15 protein-coding genes are annotated in these 17,012 nt (G+C 54.1%); 4 read left to right on the top strand and 11 right to left on the bottom strand.

What is annotated here, in order from left to right:
* The first annotated feature begins 35 nt into the window (after window positions 1-35).
* Window positions 36-1,004: a complex I NDUFA9 subunit family protein gene (locus ABKW30_RS03765; RefSeq protein ID WP_348596676.1), complete on the top strand. Its 969-nt coding sequence runs from the start codon at window positions 36-38 to the stop codon at window positions 1,002-1,004.
* Here ABKW30_RS03765 and ABKW30_RS03760 read toward each other — a convergent pair whose 3' ends face one another.
* From ABKW30_RS03760 to ABKW30_RS03715, 10 genes are all read right to left on the bottom strand, one after another.
* Complete coding sequence (locus ABKW30_RS03760) at window positions 1,005-2,627, bottom strand: GMC family oxidoreductase (RefSeq protein ID WP_348597607.1); 1,623 nt, start codon at window positions 2,625-2,627, stop codon at window positions 1,005-1,007.
* A 2-nt stretch (window positions 2,628-2,629) separates the two neighbouring features.
* Window positions 2,630-4,159: an FGGY-family carbohydrate kinase gene (locus tag ABKW30_RS03755; RefSeq protein WP_348596674.1), complete on the bottom strand. Its 1,530-nt coding sequence runs from the start codon at window positions 4,157-4,159 to the stop codon at window positions 2,630-2,632.
* A gap of 33 nt (window positions 4,160-4,192) precedes the next feature.
* Window positions 4,193-5,011 (bottom strand): class I fructose-bisphosphate aldolase, encoded by an 819-nt coding sequence (locus ABKW30_RS03750; RefSeq protein ID WP_348596672.1) that lies wholly within the window; start codon window positions 5,009-5,011, stop codon window positions 4,193-4,195.
* A complete protein-coding gene (locus ABKW30_RS03745) occupies window positions 4,947-6,755 on the bottom strand; it encodes a glycerol-3-phosphate dehydrogenase/oxidase (RefSeq protein WP_348596670.1) in 1,809 nt (602 codons plus the stop codon). Before ABKW30_RS03745 ends, ABKW30_RS03750 begins: the two co-directional genes overlap by 65 nt.
* Window positions 6,756-6,766: 11 nt before the next feature.
* Window positions 6,767-7,762, bottom strand: coding sequence for an aldo/keto reductase (locus ABKW30_RS03740; RefSeq protein WP_348596668.1), 996 nt, complete (start codon window positions 7,760-7,762; stop codon window positions 6,767-6,769).
* Window positions 7,759-8,769 carry a sugar-binding transcriptional regulator gene (locus ABKW30_RS03735; RefSeq protein ID WP_348596667.1) on the bottom strand — a complete coding sequence of 337 codons (1,011 nt, stop codon included), beginning with the start codon at window positions 8,767-8,769 and terminating at the stop codon, window positions 7,759-7,761. The genes ABKW30_RS03740 and ABKW30_RS03735 overlap by 4 nt, the downstream gene beginning before the upstream one ends.
* Window position 8,770: 1 nt before the next feature.
* A complete protein-coding gene (locus tag ABKW30_RS03730) occupies window positions 8,771-9,760 on the bottom strand; it encodes an ABC transporter permease (protein WP_348597605.1) in 990 nt (329 codons plus the stop codon).
* Between the two features lie 22 nt (window positions 9,761-9,782).
* Complete coding sequence (locus tag ABKW30_RS03725) at window positions 9,783-11,321, bottom strand: sugar ABC transporter ATP-binding protein (protein WP_348596665.1); 1,539 nt, start codon at window positions 11,319-11,321, stop codon at window positions 9,783-9,785.
* Window positions 11,322-11,394: 73 nt separating this feature from the next.
* The gene (locus ABKW30_RS03720) at window positions 11,395-12,423 is read right to left on the bottom strand and encodes a substrate-binding domain-containing protein (protein ID WP_348596663.1); all 1,029 of its coding nucleotides are present in this window, start codon (window positions 12,421-12,423) and stop codon (window positions 11,395-11,397) included.
* Window positions 12,424-12,672: 249 nt separating this feature from the next.
* A complete protein-coding gene (locus tag ABKW30_RS03715) occupies window positions 12,673-13,482 on the bottom strand; it encodes an undecaprenyl-diphosphate phosphatase (RefSeq protein WP_348596661.1) in 810 nt (269 codons plus the stop codon).
* 261 nt (window positions 13,483-13,743) lie between these two features.
* Between ABKW30_RS03715 and ABKW30_RS03710 the strand changes: the two genes are divergently transcribed.
* Genes ABKW30_RS03710 through ABKW30_RS03700 form a run of 3 tightly spaced genes read left to right on the top strand, consistent with a single transcriptional unit; the run spans window position 13,744 to window position 16,477 of the window.
* The gene (locus ABKW30_RS03710; protein ID WP_348596660.1) at window positions 13,744-14,436 is read left to right on the top strand and encodes a glutathione S-transferase family protein; all 693 of its coding nucleotides are present in this window, start codon (window positions 13,744-13,746) and stop codon (window positions 14,434-14,436) included.
* Window positions 14,436-15,611 (top strand): tRNA epoxyqueuosine(34) reductase QueG, encoded by a 1,176-nt coding sequence (gene queG, locus ABKW30_RS03705; RefSeq protein WP_348596658.1) that lies wholly within the window; start codon window positions 14,436-14,438, stop codon window positions 15,609-15,611. Before ABKW30_RS03710 ends, queG begins: the two co-directional genes overlap by 1 nt.
* Window positions 15,608-16,477: an SDR family oxidoreductase gene (locus tag ABKW30_RS03700; protein WP_348596657.1), complete on the top strand. Its 870-nt coding sequence runs from the start codon at window positions 15,608-15,610 to the stop codon at window positions 16,475-16,477. The genes queG and ABKW30_RS03700 overlap by 4 nt, the downstream gene beginning before the upstream one ends.
* Before the next feature lie 6 nt (window positions 16,478-16,483).
* Here the strand turns inward: ABKW30_RS03700 and ABKW30_RS03695 are convergent, their stop codons facing one another.
* Complete coding sequence (locus tag ABKW30_RS03695; protein ID WP_348596655.1) at window positions 16,484-16,975, bottom strand: ABZJ_00895 family protein; 492 nt, start codon at window positions 16,973-16,975, stop codon at window positions 16,484-16,486.
* Window positions 16,976-17,012: the final 37 nt, after the last annotated feature.

The raw sequence follows: 17,012 nt of genomic DNA, 5'->3' as shown, positions 1-17,012 counted from the left end.
AGCCATTATACGTTTTGACTACCAGGAGAATTCCAATGACGATCACCAAACCAAAGCTGGTTACTGTTTTTGGAGGCTCCGGCTTTGTGGGTCGTCACGTGGTTCGTGCACTGGCAAAAAGGGGATACCGGGTCAAGGTGGCAGTGCGGCGACCTGACCTTGCTTTTCACTTGCAACCATTAGGTGGTGTTGGCCAGATACAGGCAGTGCAGGCCAATCTGCGTTACCGTTGGTCTGTCGATCGTGCTGTCGCCGGTTCAGATCACGTGATCAATCTGGTTGGCATTCTTTATGAGGGCGGTAGTCAGCGCTTCAACACAGTGCATGATTTTGGTGCACGAGCCGTCGCTGAAGCTGCGCGTGCCGCAGGTGTACCACTCACCCATATGTCAGCGCTTGGCGCCGATCCACAATCGGAATCACAATCAGCCAGCAGCAAGGGACGCGCTGAACAGGCCGTTCTTAAAATCATGCCTGAAGCTTATATTATCCGCCCATCAGTCATTTTCGGACCAGAGGATGGCTTCTTCAACAAGTTTGCCGCAATGGCACGCATTTCACCATTCCTGCCACTGATTGGTGGTGGTCACACAAAGTTCCAGCCTGTCTATGTTGGTGACGTAGCAGAAGCCATTGCCCGTTCGGTCGACGGCACTTTGCAACCGGGCAAGGTTTACGAACTCGGCGGCGGGGAAGTGCTGACATTCCGCCAATGCATGGAAGAAATGCTGCGCGTGATTGGCCGCAAGCGTCTCTTCATGCCAATTCCTTTCTGGGTAGCATCCATTCAAGGTTCGATCCTCGGTTTGCTGCCAAAACCAATGATTACTTCCGATCAGGTTATTCAGCTCAGAAGTGATAATATCGTCTCTGAAGTTGCAAAAGCTGAAGGCCGCACATTGGAAGGCATCGGTATTCGCCCACAGACAATCGAAACAATTCTGCCGTCCTATCTCTGGCGTTTCCGCGTCCAAGGTCAGTACTCCAGTCAAAAGCCTGCCTGACTAATGAGCCACCGCCCGAATTAGATCGGCGGCCTTCTCTGCAATCATGATGACCGGCGAGTTGGTATTGCCCGATACAATTGAGGGCATTACCGAGGCGTCAACGACGCGCAACCTTTGCAACCCCCGCACTTTCAGATCTTTATCGACCACAGCCATACTATCGTTGCCCATTCGACATGTGCCTACCGGATGAAAAATCGTCGTAGCAATATCACCCGCACGATGGATCAGCTCATCATCGGTTTGATATTGCGTTCCGGGCAGCATTTCCTGCGGCTGGTACTTCATTGCGGCTTTGGTTGCCATCAGATCGCGTGCATGACGGATAGACCGGGCAGCAAGTAGTCTGTCACCCGCTGTTGAAAGGTAATTCGGTTTTATGTCCGGCGGCAGGCTGGAATCAACCTTGCTTATATGGACTGTGCCACGGCTCTCAGGCCGCAAATTGCAAACCGAGACGGTAACTGCAGGATATCGATGCAAGGGCTCGCCCAATCGATCTGTGCTCAGTGGCTGCACGTGATACTCCAAATCCGGTGTTAGCAGCGCCGGATCGCTTTTAGCGAAGATACCAAGCTGGCTCGGTGCCATGGACAAAGGCCCCGAGCGACGGAGAGCATATTCAATGCCCATCGCAGTACGCGAAAACAGGTTGTGATAAAGCTGGTTCAGTGTACGTGCACCTTCAATGCGAAATACAGTCCTTATCTGCAAATGGTCCTGAAGGTTTTCGCCAACACCGGGCAAATCATGCAATGGGTTAACCCCGACATCCTTTAAAAGAGCAAAATTTCCAACACCCGACAGCTCAAGGATTTTTGGAGAGTTGATAGCACCTGCCGAAAGAATGATTTCACCCGACGCTGTTGCCGCACAAAGCTTGCCCTGTATACGATACCGGACCCGCCTGGCTTGCTTGCCTTCGAACTCAAGCCGCTCCACTTCGGCTCCGGTAATCACCCGCAAGTTGCGACGCTTCATGGCAGGGCGAAGAAATGCCTTGGTGGTATTCCAGCGTAACCCTCCTCGCTGGTTTACCTCGAAATAGCCTGAACCTTCATTGTCGCCCGTGTTGAAATCTTCCGTCTTTCGAATGCCCAGCTCTTCCGCAGCATCGCGAAATGCATCAAGGATCGGCCATGATAGACGCTGGCGCTCGACACGCCATTCACCGCCAGCGCCGTGCAAGGCGGACTTTCCACGATAATTGTCTTCAGATTTGAGGAAATAGGGTAGCACGTCGTCCCAGCCCCAGCCGGTATTGCCCGCTTGACGCCAACCATCATAATCTGCCGCCTGCCCGCGCATATAGATCATACCGTTGATCGACGAACATCCGCCCAAAACTTTCCCACGAGGATAGGGCAGAGCACGGCCGTTCAATCCGGGCTCCGCTGCAGTCTTCATCATCCAGTCTGTTCGGGGATTGCCCATGCAGAACAGATAGCCGATAGGCACATGAATCCAGTGATACCGGTCCGTCCCTCCCGCTTCAAGCAAGAGCACGCGATGTTTAGGGTTGGCGGAAAGTCTGTTGGCCAGAACGCATCCTGCCGAACCTGCGCCGATGATGATGAAGTCGTAGATTCCCTCGTCTACGACGATCTCACCGCTTTGCATATTCACGCTGCCACCTCCGCGACCGCAGCGTCGCTTTCGGCCATGCGCCGCCAGATTGGCTCCATAGCTGCGGCAATTTCCAGATATAATTGGTAGCGGCGTTCATAATGTTTCGCGCGATTGGCGTCAGGTTTGTAATGGCGCTCGCTGGTGACCATTGCACCGGCACCGGCAGCAAAGTCCGCGAAAACCCCGACTCCAGTTCCAGCAGCGATTGCGGCTCCCAGCGCTCCTGTTTGGCTTGATCGCGCAATCGAGACCGGCAGGCCCAGCACATCAGCGAAAATCTGCGGCCAGATCAGGCTACGCGACCCACCACCCGAAAGCACCGCTTCATTGAAGCTGGCTCCTGCCGAACGCATTGTTTCGATGTGCTGGCGATGGCCGAAGGCTACACCTTCCAGCAGTGCACGAACCAGATGTCCCTGGGTATGCCAGCCTGCAACACCATAGAACCCGGCACGCGCATTTCCATCCTGTTGGGCGCCGTAAAGGAAGGGATGATAAATCGGATCATTCGCCACCGGTTCAACTGATGATGCCAGTTCACAGCAAACATCGAATGGCGATTGACCGCCCGGCTGCTCCCCATGGAAAAACTCGCGCACAAGCCATTCAAGATTGGCTGCGGAGGTGGCACTGGATTCGATTGCCATGTACCGGTCGCGATCGAATGTCGATGACATGAACACCGGACCGTCCAATCGCGGGCGATCAATGATCACCTGATTGATACTCCATGTACCTGCGATAATAGATGCTGCACCAGTGCGTGTGACACCAGAGCCGATGGCCGAAGCAATCACGTCAAAGAATCCGCCAACGACCGGTGTACCCTCGGCAAGCCCGGTTTCGGCGGCAGCCTTGGCAGTGACCGTACCGGCAATGTCGGCGCTCTCAATCAAAGGTGGCAGCATATACATGCAATCACCCAGCCCGAAGGCTTCAAGCAGGCTCTGGTCGTAGCGGCGTTCTGCAACATTCAGCAATCCGCAGCCGGTCATATCCGAGACCTCGCTGACGCGCGCGCCGGTCAATCGGTTGACGATGAAATCCTTGCAGAGAAACACTGTCCCTATCTTACCGAAGGTCTCTGGCCGATAGCGTTTAATCCAAGCCAGCAGGGTGGGCGTCTGGGAGGGCCAGGGACGCTGTAGTCCTATTGGATAGGTAAGGTCTCCCACGCCTTCAGCTTGCAACAATTCGACCAGCAATGCGGCACGGGTATCGAGTGATTGAATGGCAAGCAACGGCTCACCGGAATGATCGAGCGCATAAAGCCCATTGCCGTGCCCGGCACAGCCAATAGCTGCAATGTCTCCGGGTTTGATACCGGCTTTTTCGATGCAGGTCCGGATAACCACCTTGGCATTGTCCCAAAGTTCGCCAAGGCCGCGCTCTACATGGCCGGGAGCGGGCATCGTACTGTGCCCCTCCTGTGCTGCCGAAGCGATCTCGTTGCCCTGTCGGTCAAAGATCACCGCCTTGATGATCGTATTGCCGGCATCCAGCCCTAAAAGATATTCTCCCATCCGGAACCCCTCCTCAGGTTCTTATGCGTATGCTCAGCTCTGCTGATAAAGTGCGTAGGCATCCTCACCGCTGGCATCATCATGGATGATTGCCATTAGCCCCCGTACCACCGCTCCGGGATTTGCATGCTGATAGATATTGCGCCCATAAACCATACCCATTGCACCCTGCTGCATTAGGGCCGCGGACTTTATGAAGACGTTCTTCAGATCTTCCTTGCCACCACCGCGCACCAGAACCGGACAACGTGCGGCTTCTACGACACGGTGAAAATCTTCGGCATTCGTGGTCGGATCAGCTTTGACGATATCTGCACCCATTTCGCGGGAAAGCCGCGTCAGCGTTACAATCTTGTCTGCATCACCGTCGACCATATAGCCTCCCCGCTCGGTCACCGGCTGCATGACGAGCGGCTCGATCATCAGCGGCAGCCCATATTTGTCGCAATCGGCGCGTACACGGGAAATGTTCTGAACGCACTGCCGGAACAGGTCCGGTTCGTCGGGCAACATAAAGAGATTGACGACGACGCAGGCTGCATCCATCTCGATAGCACCGATCAGGGGCTCTGCTTCGTTCTGCAAAACCGCCCACATATCGCGATGACGTATTGGGTTATAGGGATTGCCCATATCTATACGCATGACCAGTGCAGGCTTGTCCTTACCATCCACATTCTGCAAAAGATCGGCCTGCCCGTAATTCATCTGTATGGCATCCGGAGCCGCGGCGACCAGCGTCTTCACCACCGACTCCATATCCTCAAGACCATTCAGGAAGGTAGGCTCATTGCACACGCCGTGATCGATCGCCACGTCGAGGCAGCGCCCTTTGCCGAAAAGACGGTTCATCCGAACCTTGCTGTTGTTTCTCATCATATTCTCCTTCTTCATTTCGTGCGTTCAGTACGGCGATATCAGCACCGTGCCGTTCTGTGAGCAGGCGCAAAAACACCGCCCGTGCATCATTGCGGCGTGCAGTAGGCCATTCTTTTTCAGTGGCAAGCAGATCGAGTACGGCTTCCGTCATTGTCAGGGAAAGCTCTCCACTAATCGCAAGGGTCGTACGCCGGAGCAGTATATCGTCCAGATTTTCGACAGCTTCGTTGCGGATCAGAAATAGTATTTCCCGTCTGGAGTAACCCGGATGCGGCATCGTCTCATCGTTATCGGCTGTAATAAACCGAGCGATTGTCTCGGCATCGGTCCCGTAACGCTGGAATAGTTGATTGATGCGATCATCTCCCAGTTCTGTCTTGGCAGCGACACGTGATATCCAATCAGTTGTGTTTGCCGGGAAAGCGCGACCGCCACCGATGGCGCGATCCGTCGTTAACAGCCGCCGCTGACGTCCAAGTCTTGTCAGAACCATATCGGCAGCAAGTTCCCCGAACGAGCGGAATGTCGTCCATTTGCCGCCAATCATGCAAAGGACAGGCGGCCCATCATTTTCCTGTTCGATAAAGGTGCAGAAGTGGTCACGCGGGATACGCCCGGTAAACTGATCCTTGCTTGCGGGCAGCGGCCGTACACCGGAGAACTGAAAGACAATCTCTTCAGACCGTATCTTGATCGCGGGCAGCACAAAAGCCAGTGATTGCAAAATGTAGTCACGCTCTTCCGGTGTACAGGCAACATTTTCCGGACTGTCAACGCGGATATCCGTAGAGCCGATCAGCACCTTGCCAAGATAAGGAAAGAGGATGCAGACGCGGCCATCTTCGTTCTCGTAATAGATCATATGCCCATCTAGCGCTGCCAGAAGTTCGGGATTATCGATGATGAGATGCGATCCCTTGGTACCGCCCATCAGTGGTGTAGGGAGCGTGCTCTGTGAAAATAAGGTGGCATTGGCCACATCGATCCAGCCGCCTGTCGCATTGATGATCAGGTTCGGTTTTACGGTTACTGACGTTCCATCGATATGGTCGCGAACGATGAACCTGCCAGCAGCATCCCGGCTGAGTTCGGCATAGTTGATTGCTCTGGCAAAGACATTGGCTGCCAACCCATCCTGCAGCAGTTCAATGCCTATCCGCTCAGGATGGCTGACCCAGGCATCATGATAGGTTGCTGAACTCTTGATTGCCGGATTGAGCGCAGGCCATTTGGCCAGACTGGCCCGCCGTCCACGAAAGCGATGCTTAGGCATCAGGGCACGCTTTCGTGTCAGAAAATCATAGATGGTCAAGCCGCTCTTGATAGCGATGGCGCCACGCCTGCTGGGCTTGCGGGTCAAGCCGAGAAAGCGGACAGCGCCATTGGCCAAGCCAGAAAATATACTGAATACCGGCACTGTGGTTGGCAATGGCGCTACCATATGCGGGGCATTGCGGAGCAGGCGATCACGCTCGACGAGTGACTCCTTCACCAGATTGAATTCACCGTTTTCGAGATAGCGCAAACCGCCGTGAACCATGCGTGAGAGAGCAGAGCTTGCGCCTGAACAATAGTCGTTCTTCTCGACAAGCAGAACGTTGATGCCCTGCAGCGCCAGTTCACGGAATACGCTGAGACCATTTATCCCGCCGCCGATGACACACACGTCCACCTTCGGGCTCCGGCGAAGCCCGTCAAACACTTCTTCACGCTTCATGATACAGCCCGTTACCTGTCCATATGTGCCAGTTTCACTGCGATGGCCGCGTCAATGGCCGCAAGGTCTTGTTCGTCGAGCCTTATTGTTCCGGCTTTGGCGTTTTCCAGTGCCTGCTCCGGATTGCGCGCGCCGCAAAGCGCAAAAGTCACACCGGGTTGCGCCAGCGTCCAGGCAATAACAGTCTGGGCGATACTCGCCGTATGCTTTTCAGCAATAGGCTGGATGGTCTCGGCAAACTGCTTTACCTTCAGCCGGTTATCCGTAGAAAAGCGGGGGTTATCCTTGCGCTGGTCATCGCCGGAAAAAGTACGCTCGGGATCGATTGTTCCGGCAAGAAGACCAAGCGCCAATGACGAATAACTGAGGGTCGATACACCTTCCCTGCGGGTCACCGGGAGCAAGTCAGCCTCGATCTCACGATCAATCATGCTGAACCGCTCCTGTATCGCATCCAGCGAGCCGGTTGCTACATAGGCATTCAGTTCGTCAAGGCTGAGATTACTTGCACCTATTGCGCGGATTTTGCCCGCTTTGCGCAAATCCTCCAATGCCCGCACGGTCTCTTCGATGGGAGTCGTCGGATCCTGCCAGTGAGTGATGTAGAGGTCGATATAGTCGGTTCCGAGCCGTTTCAGGCTTTCGTCGATCTCATGGAGAATCGCATCACGTCCGAGATATCGGTGGACCGGCTTCCCATCCTGATCAAAAAAATGTTTTCCCTTTTGTGTATGCCAGACCAGCCCGCATTTGGTGGCAATGATTGCCTTGTCGCGCCTGCCTTTTAACGCCTTGCCGACAATCTCCTCCGAACGACCCAGACCATAGGCTGGAGCTGTATCGATGAGACTGACACCAGCGTCGAGCGATGCCTGTATAGCAGAGATGGACTGATTTTCGTCCGTGCCGCCCCACATCCAGCCGCCGATTGCCCAAGTTCCGAGGCCCACTGCCGAAGCTTCAACACCGGATTTGCCGATTGCGCGTTTCAGTTGTCCCTCGCTCATGCCCAACTTCCTTCTGCCTCAGCTATTTCAAGAATACGCATTCCCGTTGCTTCGTCGGTTACCAGCGTATCCAGATGGTTGCCGCGCATGATGCTGAGAATTGGTTTTGCCTTATTTGGTCCGCTCGCCACACCGATCTTGGTGGGGATCGAAGCAAACTCGCTCAGCGTCAGCGAGACAAGGGAATCGTTGAGGCTGTAGCCGCAAACCTGACCCCGGTCGTCCAGCAGATGCGCTAGCAGTTCACAGCTTGCACCGGAGCGCTCAATGGCCACCCGGTCGGTGCTCGATGAAGGGTGCAAATCGTAATAGCTGGAATCATCGGTCAGGATGGAGCCGATACCAACCACCGCGACTTTTGCTTCTCTTGCGCGTTTGAAAACGTCTGCCACAGAACGCATGTTAATGAGCATGGAGCGCTCTGCCGCAGTGTCAGCAAAGAGCGGCGCATGTATCTGATATGCGCGTCCGCCGAGCTTGTCGGCCAGCAATGTCGAGACATGATTCACGTCGGTATAGTGCTTGCCCTGCACGCAGCCCGTCGCTGGAACAACCTCGATATTGAATGGTCGCGGCACCTGCAATCCGGCGACCACAGCGCTGACACCTTTGCCGCCGGTAATGCAGATCGTATCGCCATCGGTGATTTGCTCAAGCAACAGCCGAGCCGCAGCTTCACCAACTGCCTGTAGTGCCGTCTGCGGATTACCCGAGACAGTAGGCACGACAATCGCCCGGTTGATACCCCCAACCGCCAGAAGCCGCTCTTCCAGATCGATCAGCGGTTCGACCGGCGACTTGATCTTGATCTCGACCAGCCCAAGCTGGCGCCCACGCTTGATGAGGCGATTGACTGTAGGCTGCGATACACCGAGCTGATCGGCGATCTGTCCCTGTGTCAGCCCCTCCACGAAATGGAGAACCAATGCCTGATGCATTTGCCGGGCAATGACGATTTCCTCGCGTGGTACCGGAGATTGTTTCGTACTGAGTCTGACAACCGTCATGTCAGGAAGCCTTCCGCTTGTGCAGGAAATGATCGATGGACACTGCGCCGAGCAAAATGCAGCCCTTGATCATGTCCTGCCAGTAGACAGATACATTGAGTAGAACCAAAGAACTCGTCACCACCGAGAGCAAAGCAATGCCGAGGATCGCACCAAGGATCGTTCCGGAACCGCCGTTCAGCGAAGCGCCGCCAATAACTGCTGCTGCGATGATGTTCAACTCCATGCCAACACCGAATGTCGGGGTCGCTGCACCAAAGCGGGACATGTAGATTACCCCTGCAACACCGGCCAGTGTAGAGCAAAGGACAGTCACCCAGAACTTCACCTGATTGGTCTTGATGCCTGAATAGAGTGCAGCCTTTTCATTACTGCCTGTATAGAAAACCTTGCGGAGAGCCGTTGCACGACGCAACAGGAAATCAAAGAGAACGACGACGGCAACGAAGATGATGATAACATAGGGCACACCGTTAAAACTGCCCTGCCCGATTGCCTTGAATGCCGGAGGCAGCGTGAAAAGCGAGAGCGGTGTACCCTTGGTGATGATGAGGCAGAGGCCTCGTACAATGACCATACCGGCAAGTGACGTAATGAAATGGTTGAGGCCAACGACAGTTACAAAGAAGCCCATCACGCAGCCAATGAGACTGCTGGCGAGAATACCGATGAGAGAGGCACTCCAAGGGTCCAGCCCGGCGAGGAATAAAGAGCCCGAAAGCACCATGGCAAAACAAACTACTGAGCCAACCGCAAGATCAATACCGCCGACAATAAGCAAGATCGTCATGCCGACGACCACGATACCTTCGACGGAAAAACTCATGAGCATGGCACGGAAATTGCCGAGTGTCAGAAAGTGGGGCGAAGCAAAACTCATGGCAATGCAGAGCGCCAGAATGATAGCGATCAGCCCTGCCTCCCGCATCGAACCCAGCCGCTTCCAGGATGGCGACCGCGTCGGGCTTGCTCCTAGTGTATCAGCCACCATTTTCTTCTCTCCCATAGCATTTTCAGGCTGCATGATCTGTCGCCAGCCGTGTTTGTACGTTCGGGTTGACGCCGGAAGCCAGCCGTATAACCGCCTCTTCCGTCATCTCATCCGCACTGAGTTCCCCTGCGATTTTCCCCTCGCGGATAACCAGAACGCGATCACACAATCCCAGCAATTCCGGCAATTCCGACGAGATGACAATGATGCCGATACCGGATCGCGCCAGATCACGCAGCAGCAGATGGATTTCGGATTTCGCCCCCACATCGATACCGCGCGTCGGCTCATCCATCAGGATTACCTTCGGCTGCACTGCAAGCTGCTTGGCAATCGCAACCTTCTGCTGATTACCGCCACTGAGCGAGGATACAAGCGTATCGATGCTGCCCATGCGAATGTTAAGCCGTTGCGCGAAATCGCGGGCAAGTTGTGCTTCGCCTCGTGAATCGATTAGTCCCAGATGGCCCGTCAATGCTTCAAGGTTTAAGACCGAGATATTCTGAGCGATGGACAAATCAAGGAATACACCGGAGCCCTTGCGGTCCTCAGAAAGGTAGACAATCCCCGCCTCCACCGCATCAGCATAGGTTTTGATCGTTTGCACTTGTCCATGCAGCCGCACCTCGCCATCAGTCGTGGCCCGCAAACCGCAAATACCTTCAGCAATCTCTGTGCGACCAGAGCCAATCAAACCTCCAATGCCGAGTATTTCGCCCTTGTTCAACTCGATACTGATATCGCGGAAGCGGTCCCGGTCTCCAAGCCCCCGAACCGAAAGGATGATCTCTCCAGATGACTCGTCACTCTGTTTTTTCGGCGGGTAGAGCTGTGTAATTTCACGACCTACCATGCGACGGACAACATCGTCCGGCGTAACGTCCGCGACATTTTCGGTCGAGACATAGCGCCCGTCGCGCAGAACTGTCACGCGGTCGCAAAGTGAGAAAATTTCGGCCATGCGATGACTGATATAGATGATCGAAATGCCGTTGGCCTTCAGGTCGCGGATAATATCAAACAGAATACGGGTTTCCGCTTCGGTGAGTGCCGCTGTTGGCTCATCGAAAATCAAAACCCGGCAATCCAGTGTTAAAGCTTTGGCGATCTCCACAAGCTGTTGGCTTGAAATTGACAGATCGGCAACCTTGCGGCGCACATCAATCGGCGCCAGCCGATTCATCACTTTCTGCGCCTCGCGTTCCAGCTTGCGATAGTTCATCAGGAAAGATCGCTGGCGGCTGGTTGCTGCCATGAAGATGTTTTCCGCCACGCTCGCATCCGGGCAAAGCGCTATCTCCTGGTGCACAAGTCCAAGACCGAGCGACTGGGCAACCGAAGGCGATGCGATCTTGACCACTGCGCCTTCGACAAGAATTTCTCCTTCATCCGGTTGCAACACACCAGCAATGATATTCATCAATGTCGACTTGCCGGCTCCGTTTTCGCCGCAAATCGCATGGACTTCCCCGCGTTCGAGACTGAAACTCACATTCGTGAGCGCCTTCACTGCGCCGAAATGCTTTGTGACACTGCGGATGTTCAGAACCGGTTCCGGCATGACGACATTCCTTCCAAATGCTTCACAGGATGCTACCCAGACTTGGTAAGCCCGGATAGCAGGTCTGTAATGCTTACTCCTCGATACCCTTGGTACCGCGACGCTTCAGGTATTTGTCCCAGAAGAAATCATCGGCATTTTCTGCCGTGACAATCGACAGACCATTATCGACAAAGGGAATGCTCATCGGGTTGAAACCAGCCCGCTTTGCGTCGTTCATAGGATCAATCAGTTCAGGATGCTTGGCCAGCCAAAGCAACATGAAGCCCATATAGCCCTGCATGCCCTGATTGGGGTTGATGGAACCGAAGACTTCACCAGCCTTGATCATATCAAGGATATTCGCATTGACGTCCGCGCACATCACAAGAATCTTGCCCCCGCTTTCCTTGTTCGCCTGAGCAGCACCGATTGCCGAGTTGGCCTCCGGCATGAAAACTGCGCTTAGATTTGGATTGGCCTGAATGATACTCATCAAGCCCTGATAAGCTTTGGTTGGGTCCTGATTGGAAGCGGCGCGGCCAACCAGTTTCATGTCCGGCCATTTTTCCTTCATGCGATCGACAAAGGCGGTAACGCGCTTGTCGTGATTGTCCTGACCGGGATTTTCCAGCACTGCATATTCGCCCTTGCCGCCAAGCTTGTTGGCAATGGCATCTGCCGCATAGGTTCCTTCGCGAATATTGTCCGAGGTTATGAATGATATCCGCTTTGACAATGGCGAGTCCGCAGCGAATGTCACGACGGCAGTACCCTGATCAATGGCGCGGTTGATTGGCTCGATGAAAGGATCCGAATTCATCGGATGCACCAGAATGCCCGCCGGGTTCTGTGCCAGTGCCTGATCGAAGCTGGCGATCTGCTTGTTGACGTCATATTCCGGTGTACCGGTATAAGCGGTCTCGCAACCGAGCTGCTTGCCCGCCTGTTTGAACATTTCGTAGACGGGGAACCAGTATTCAACGCCCGACACCATCACGTTCATGACGTATTTCTCACCTGGCTTGCAGCGGAAAGGCGATTCCGTTTCAGCTTTGGCTGGCGATGCAAAAAGTGTCGTTGCAAGGACCGCCATCGCGGTCGTGCCTAAAAAAGTGCGCAAGTGTCCTCCTCGAGGCCGGAGCCCCTCCCATTTGTCCGCGGCGCTTCGATGCTGCCACTTTACTTTGCGAAAACCGGCGCTCCTCCTCGAATGCCGGCACACACAACTAAGCTCAAAGAAAAGACTCTGTCAATAAAATTCATATCGTGAATAATAATTCATGCCTTCTACAATTCGAAAGATTACCGGCCCGCGACATTGCTACTCTCAGTCCAGAATTGATGAGGTCAATAAATCTATTTTTTACAATTACTTGCCGATCAGAATAAGCGCGACGAGGCCTACAGTTCCTACGACAAGCCGCCACCAGGCAAAAAGGCCGTAGCCATGACGGGATACGTAATCGAGCAGATAGCGCACCACCAGAACAGCGGAAATAAAAGCGGCAATAAAGCCGACTCCTATCAGTGATAGGTCATCAAAAGTCAGCACATTACGATTCTTGAAGAGATCAAGTGCGAAAGCACCCGCCATGGTCGGCATAGCCAAAAAGAAGGAAAACTCAGCTGCTGATCGTTTATCAGCCCCCATCAGCAAAGCTCCAACAATTGTTGAGCCTGAACGCGATGTGCCGGGAATCATGGCGAAACACTGGAAAAGACCAATCTTGAAATAGAGCGGCAGCGGAAAGTCCATCGCATCATTATAGCGCGGCTTCAGATCGAGCCTGTCCACCCATAGAAGGATAAGTCCACCCAGTATCAGCATAATGCAAATCAGCATCGGCGATTCAAACAGCACCGCCTTTATTATCCCATGGGCAAGAACGCCGATTACAACGGCTGGTAGAAAAGCAATCAGCACTCCGGTGACGAACCGTTGGGTCTTCGGATCGCTCGGTAAGTCACGCGCTATTTTCAGGAGTCGCCCAAAATAGACAGTCAGGATAGCTAAGATCGCACCAAGCTGAATCAGCACTTCAAAGGTTTTTCCGTTGGATTCAAAACCGAGAAAATGCCCGGCAAGAAGCAGGTGACCAGTGGAAGACACGGGGATGAATTCTGTCAGGCCTTCCAGCAATCCCAGAAAAAGCGCTTCGACGATCGTCTGTGTTTCCATGTTTATGCTTACCGCTTCCTTAACCTTGCCGCAGCGCCTTGGGACTTATCCGACGCCCTACCGCATTTGAATATGCTACATAATTCCTGTCTTAACCGATTCTCGTTTAAGAAATTATGCAGTGATGGCGAGCTGTTGGTTAAATCGTGTTTACTTGTCTCATGCCACTGTTACGCCTATAGCATTGACCGATGCCTGCCTTACCCGCAATGCAATGCCGACTTGCTAAATGCCATTTCGAAAGATTTAAGAATAGCTACCATGTTGACGCTTTTTCATCATCCCATGTCCACCGGTTCGCGATATGCGCGATTGATCCTCAATGAATATGACATTGAGGTTCAGTTGATCGAGGAAAACAGCTGGGCCCGCCGTAAGGAGTTCCTATCTCTCAACCCGGCAGGCACACTTCCCGTATTGCTTGCAGAGGGCGACGTTCCCGTGGCAGGTGCATCGGTGATCGCGGAATATATCGACGAAACGCGTGGTGCTTTGAAACGCAGCCGCCGCCTGTTTCCCGAAGACTCGCTAAATCGCGCTGAAGTGCGGCGTCTCATCGACTGGTTCCTGAGCAAGTTTGAAAACGAAGTGACTCGTCACATGGCTCGCGAGCGCATTTTTAAGCTGCATATGACTGCCGAGCAGGGAGGAGGGGCGCCTGACAGTGCTGCAATCCGCGCGGCACGTGCAAATATTACCCAGCACATGAAGTATATCGACTGGTTGACGGCTACGCGTAATTGGCTTGCCGGTCCCGCTCCGACCTATGCAGATATGGCGGCCGCGGCCTCCATCTCAATCCTCGACTATCTCGGCGAAGTCAAATGGGCTGAGTACCGCGCGGCGCGCGACTGGTACACACGAATGAAATCCCGCCCATCTTTCCGCCCGCTTCTCGCGGACCGCGTGCGCGGTTTGCCCCCCGCATCTCATTACGGCGATCTGGATTTCTGATGCTGGGCGCGCATGCAGATACAGCATTGCGCAACACCTCGCAGTCAGAGCGGCTCAAGCAATTCATTGTCGAGGAATCTCGGGCTGCCGGCTTTGATGTGGTTGCGATAACCCGTCCGGATTCTATTCCACAGGCGGAAGAACGGTTACGTCAATATCTTGCGCTCGGCCGCCATGCCAGCATGGATTGGATGCAGGAAACAGAAGAGCGCCGCAGCAGCCCCAACGCGCTTTGGCCGGAGGTTCGCTCTATCATTGTGTTAGCCATGAATTATGGCCCGGATAGCGACCCGCTGACTATCCTCAATCACAAAGACAAAGCGGCAATTTCTGTCTATGCGCAGAACCGCGACTACCACGATATTGTCAAAGGTAAGCTCAAAGGCGTAGCTAGCCGTTTTGCATCCCGAGCTGCTGGGGAGGACCTCAAGGTCTTCGTTGACACCGCACCAGTCATGGAAAAGCCTTTGGCCGAGGCGGCGGGTCTTGGCTGGCAGGGCAAGCATACAAATCTGGTCAGCAAGTCACACGGTTCCTGGCTTTTTCTTGGCACCATTTTCACGACCGCCGATCTGCCATCGGATACCAAAGAGCGCGATCATTGCGGCTCGTGTCATGCCTGCCTTGATGCCTGTCCGACTTCAGCCTTTCCGGCGCCCTACCAGCTCGATGCGCGGCGCTGCATCTCCTACCTGACTATCGAGCACAAGGAACCGATTGCGCTTGAGTTTCGCAAAGCAATGGGTAACCGCATTTACGGCTGCGATGATTGCCTTGCTGTTTGCCCATGGAACAAGTTTGCCGAAACTGCCCGTGAAGCGAAGCTTCGTGCCCGCGACGACCTTCGATCACCTTCGCTTGACTATCTTCTGACACTGGACGACCCGGCATTTCGTGCACTCTTCTCCGGCTCACCAATCAAGCGCATAGGCCGGGATCGTTTCATGCGGAACGTGTTGAATGCCTGCGGCAATTCCGATGATCAGAGTCTCGTCACACCGGTGACGCAGCACCTGGATGATCCATCGCCACTTGTACGTGGCTCTGCTGTCTGGGCACTGAGTCAGCTTCTGGATCAAAAGAGCTTTTCTGACCTTCGCCTTCATCACGCAGCTAAAGAAAATGATGTCAGCGTCTTGACCGAATGGCGCAATGGCGCAAACAATCAGCCATGAAAGTTTTCCTGTTCGGCGCGGGCTATTCGGCTCGCGCTTTTGCCAGATTAATTGGTTCCAACGCCGACTTTATCGGCGGGACGACACGCGACAGTTCAAAACTTGCAGCCCTCGACAAGGAAGGCATTACGCCATTCCTGTTTCATGGCACCCATGCGTCGCAGGAAATAAGCGATACACTCGAAACAATCACCCACCTTGTCATTTCCACTTCGCCCGCCCAAACCGGCGATCCGGTGATCGGATTGTTCGGCGATACGATCCGCCGCGCCATGCCGAAACTGCAATGGATCGGATACCTGTCAACCGTTGGCGTTTATGGCAATCATGCTGGTGGGTGGGTGGATGAAACGACGCCTTGCAGCCCAGTCTCTGCCCGCTCAGTGGAACGTGTCGATGCGGAAAAAAGCTGGCAGGCATTGGCTGATGAACGCGGCATTCCCTTAGCAATCCTGCGACTTTCCGGAATTTACGGACCGGGCCGCAACGCTTTTGTGAATCTGACGAATGGATCGGCGCGCCGCCTCAATAAAACCGGACAGGTTTTCAACCGCATCCATGTGGATGACATTGCCGGTGCACTGCAATTTCTCAGCCTTAGCAATGAAGGCGGCATATTCAACATCACCGATGATGAACCAGCGCCACCGCAGGATGTTGTAGCCTATGCAGCTGAGTTGATGGGCGTTGAGCCGCCGGAAGAGTCCGATTTCGAGTCAGCGCAACTGACACCTATGGCGCGCTCATTCTACGGCGAAAACAAGCGTGTCTCGAACAAACGCATTAAGGCGCGCGGCTTTACCTTCCGCTATCCTGATTACGGCACCGCATTCGCCGCCATGTGGCGCGATGGCACCTGGCGGTAAAGTAAGTTACTTTGCCTTCGACAGGCCTTTAAGCACACGACGTGCAAACCATCCTGTTTCGATATAGGCGAGGATCCAAGTCAGAGCCAATGCGAGCAAAGATAGACCGGCTATGAGGATCATCCCAGACAACCCTGTCTCTCTCGAAAAATCATCCAGCATTATCTGATAACTATTCGCTTCGCCCGTCATGGCGAGCATATAGTAACTGAGCAGGGCCAAAGCACCGGTGACCAGAAGCCCGATAACAGACGTCATGTTTGCAAAGCTCACACGCTCACGGCCTGTGAACACGCGCTCGTGGGTTTTGACGAAGAGGGAAACGGGATATGACAAAGCAGCCATAACCACAACTATTCCCATTCCTGCCGGAACATCGAACTGAAATATCGAGGTAATGGCAACAACCAAGACCTGACAAAAAAGCAGGACGCCGCCAAACATGAGTACGTATTTCTTTAGATCAACCGGCGTTACCGCAGCGTCCGATACTGTCATTTAGCTCCCCCCGGAGGCAGGAACGTCATTCCGCCCT

The sequence above is a fragment of the Phyllobacterium sp. SB3 genome, from assembly GCF_040009165.1.
In the GTDB taxonomy this organism is placed as follows: domain Bacteria; phylum Pseudomonadota; class Alphaproteobacteria; order Rhizobiales; family Rhizobiaceae; genus Phyllobacterium.
This window is presented reverse-complemented; position numbering and strand designations above follow the sequence as displayed.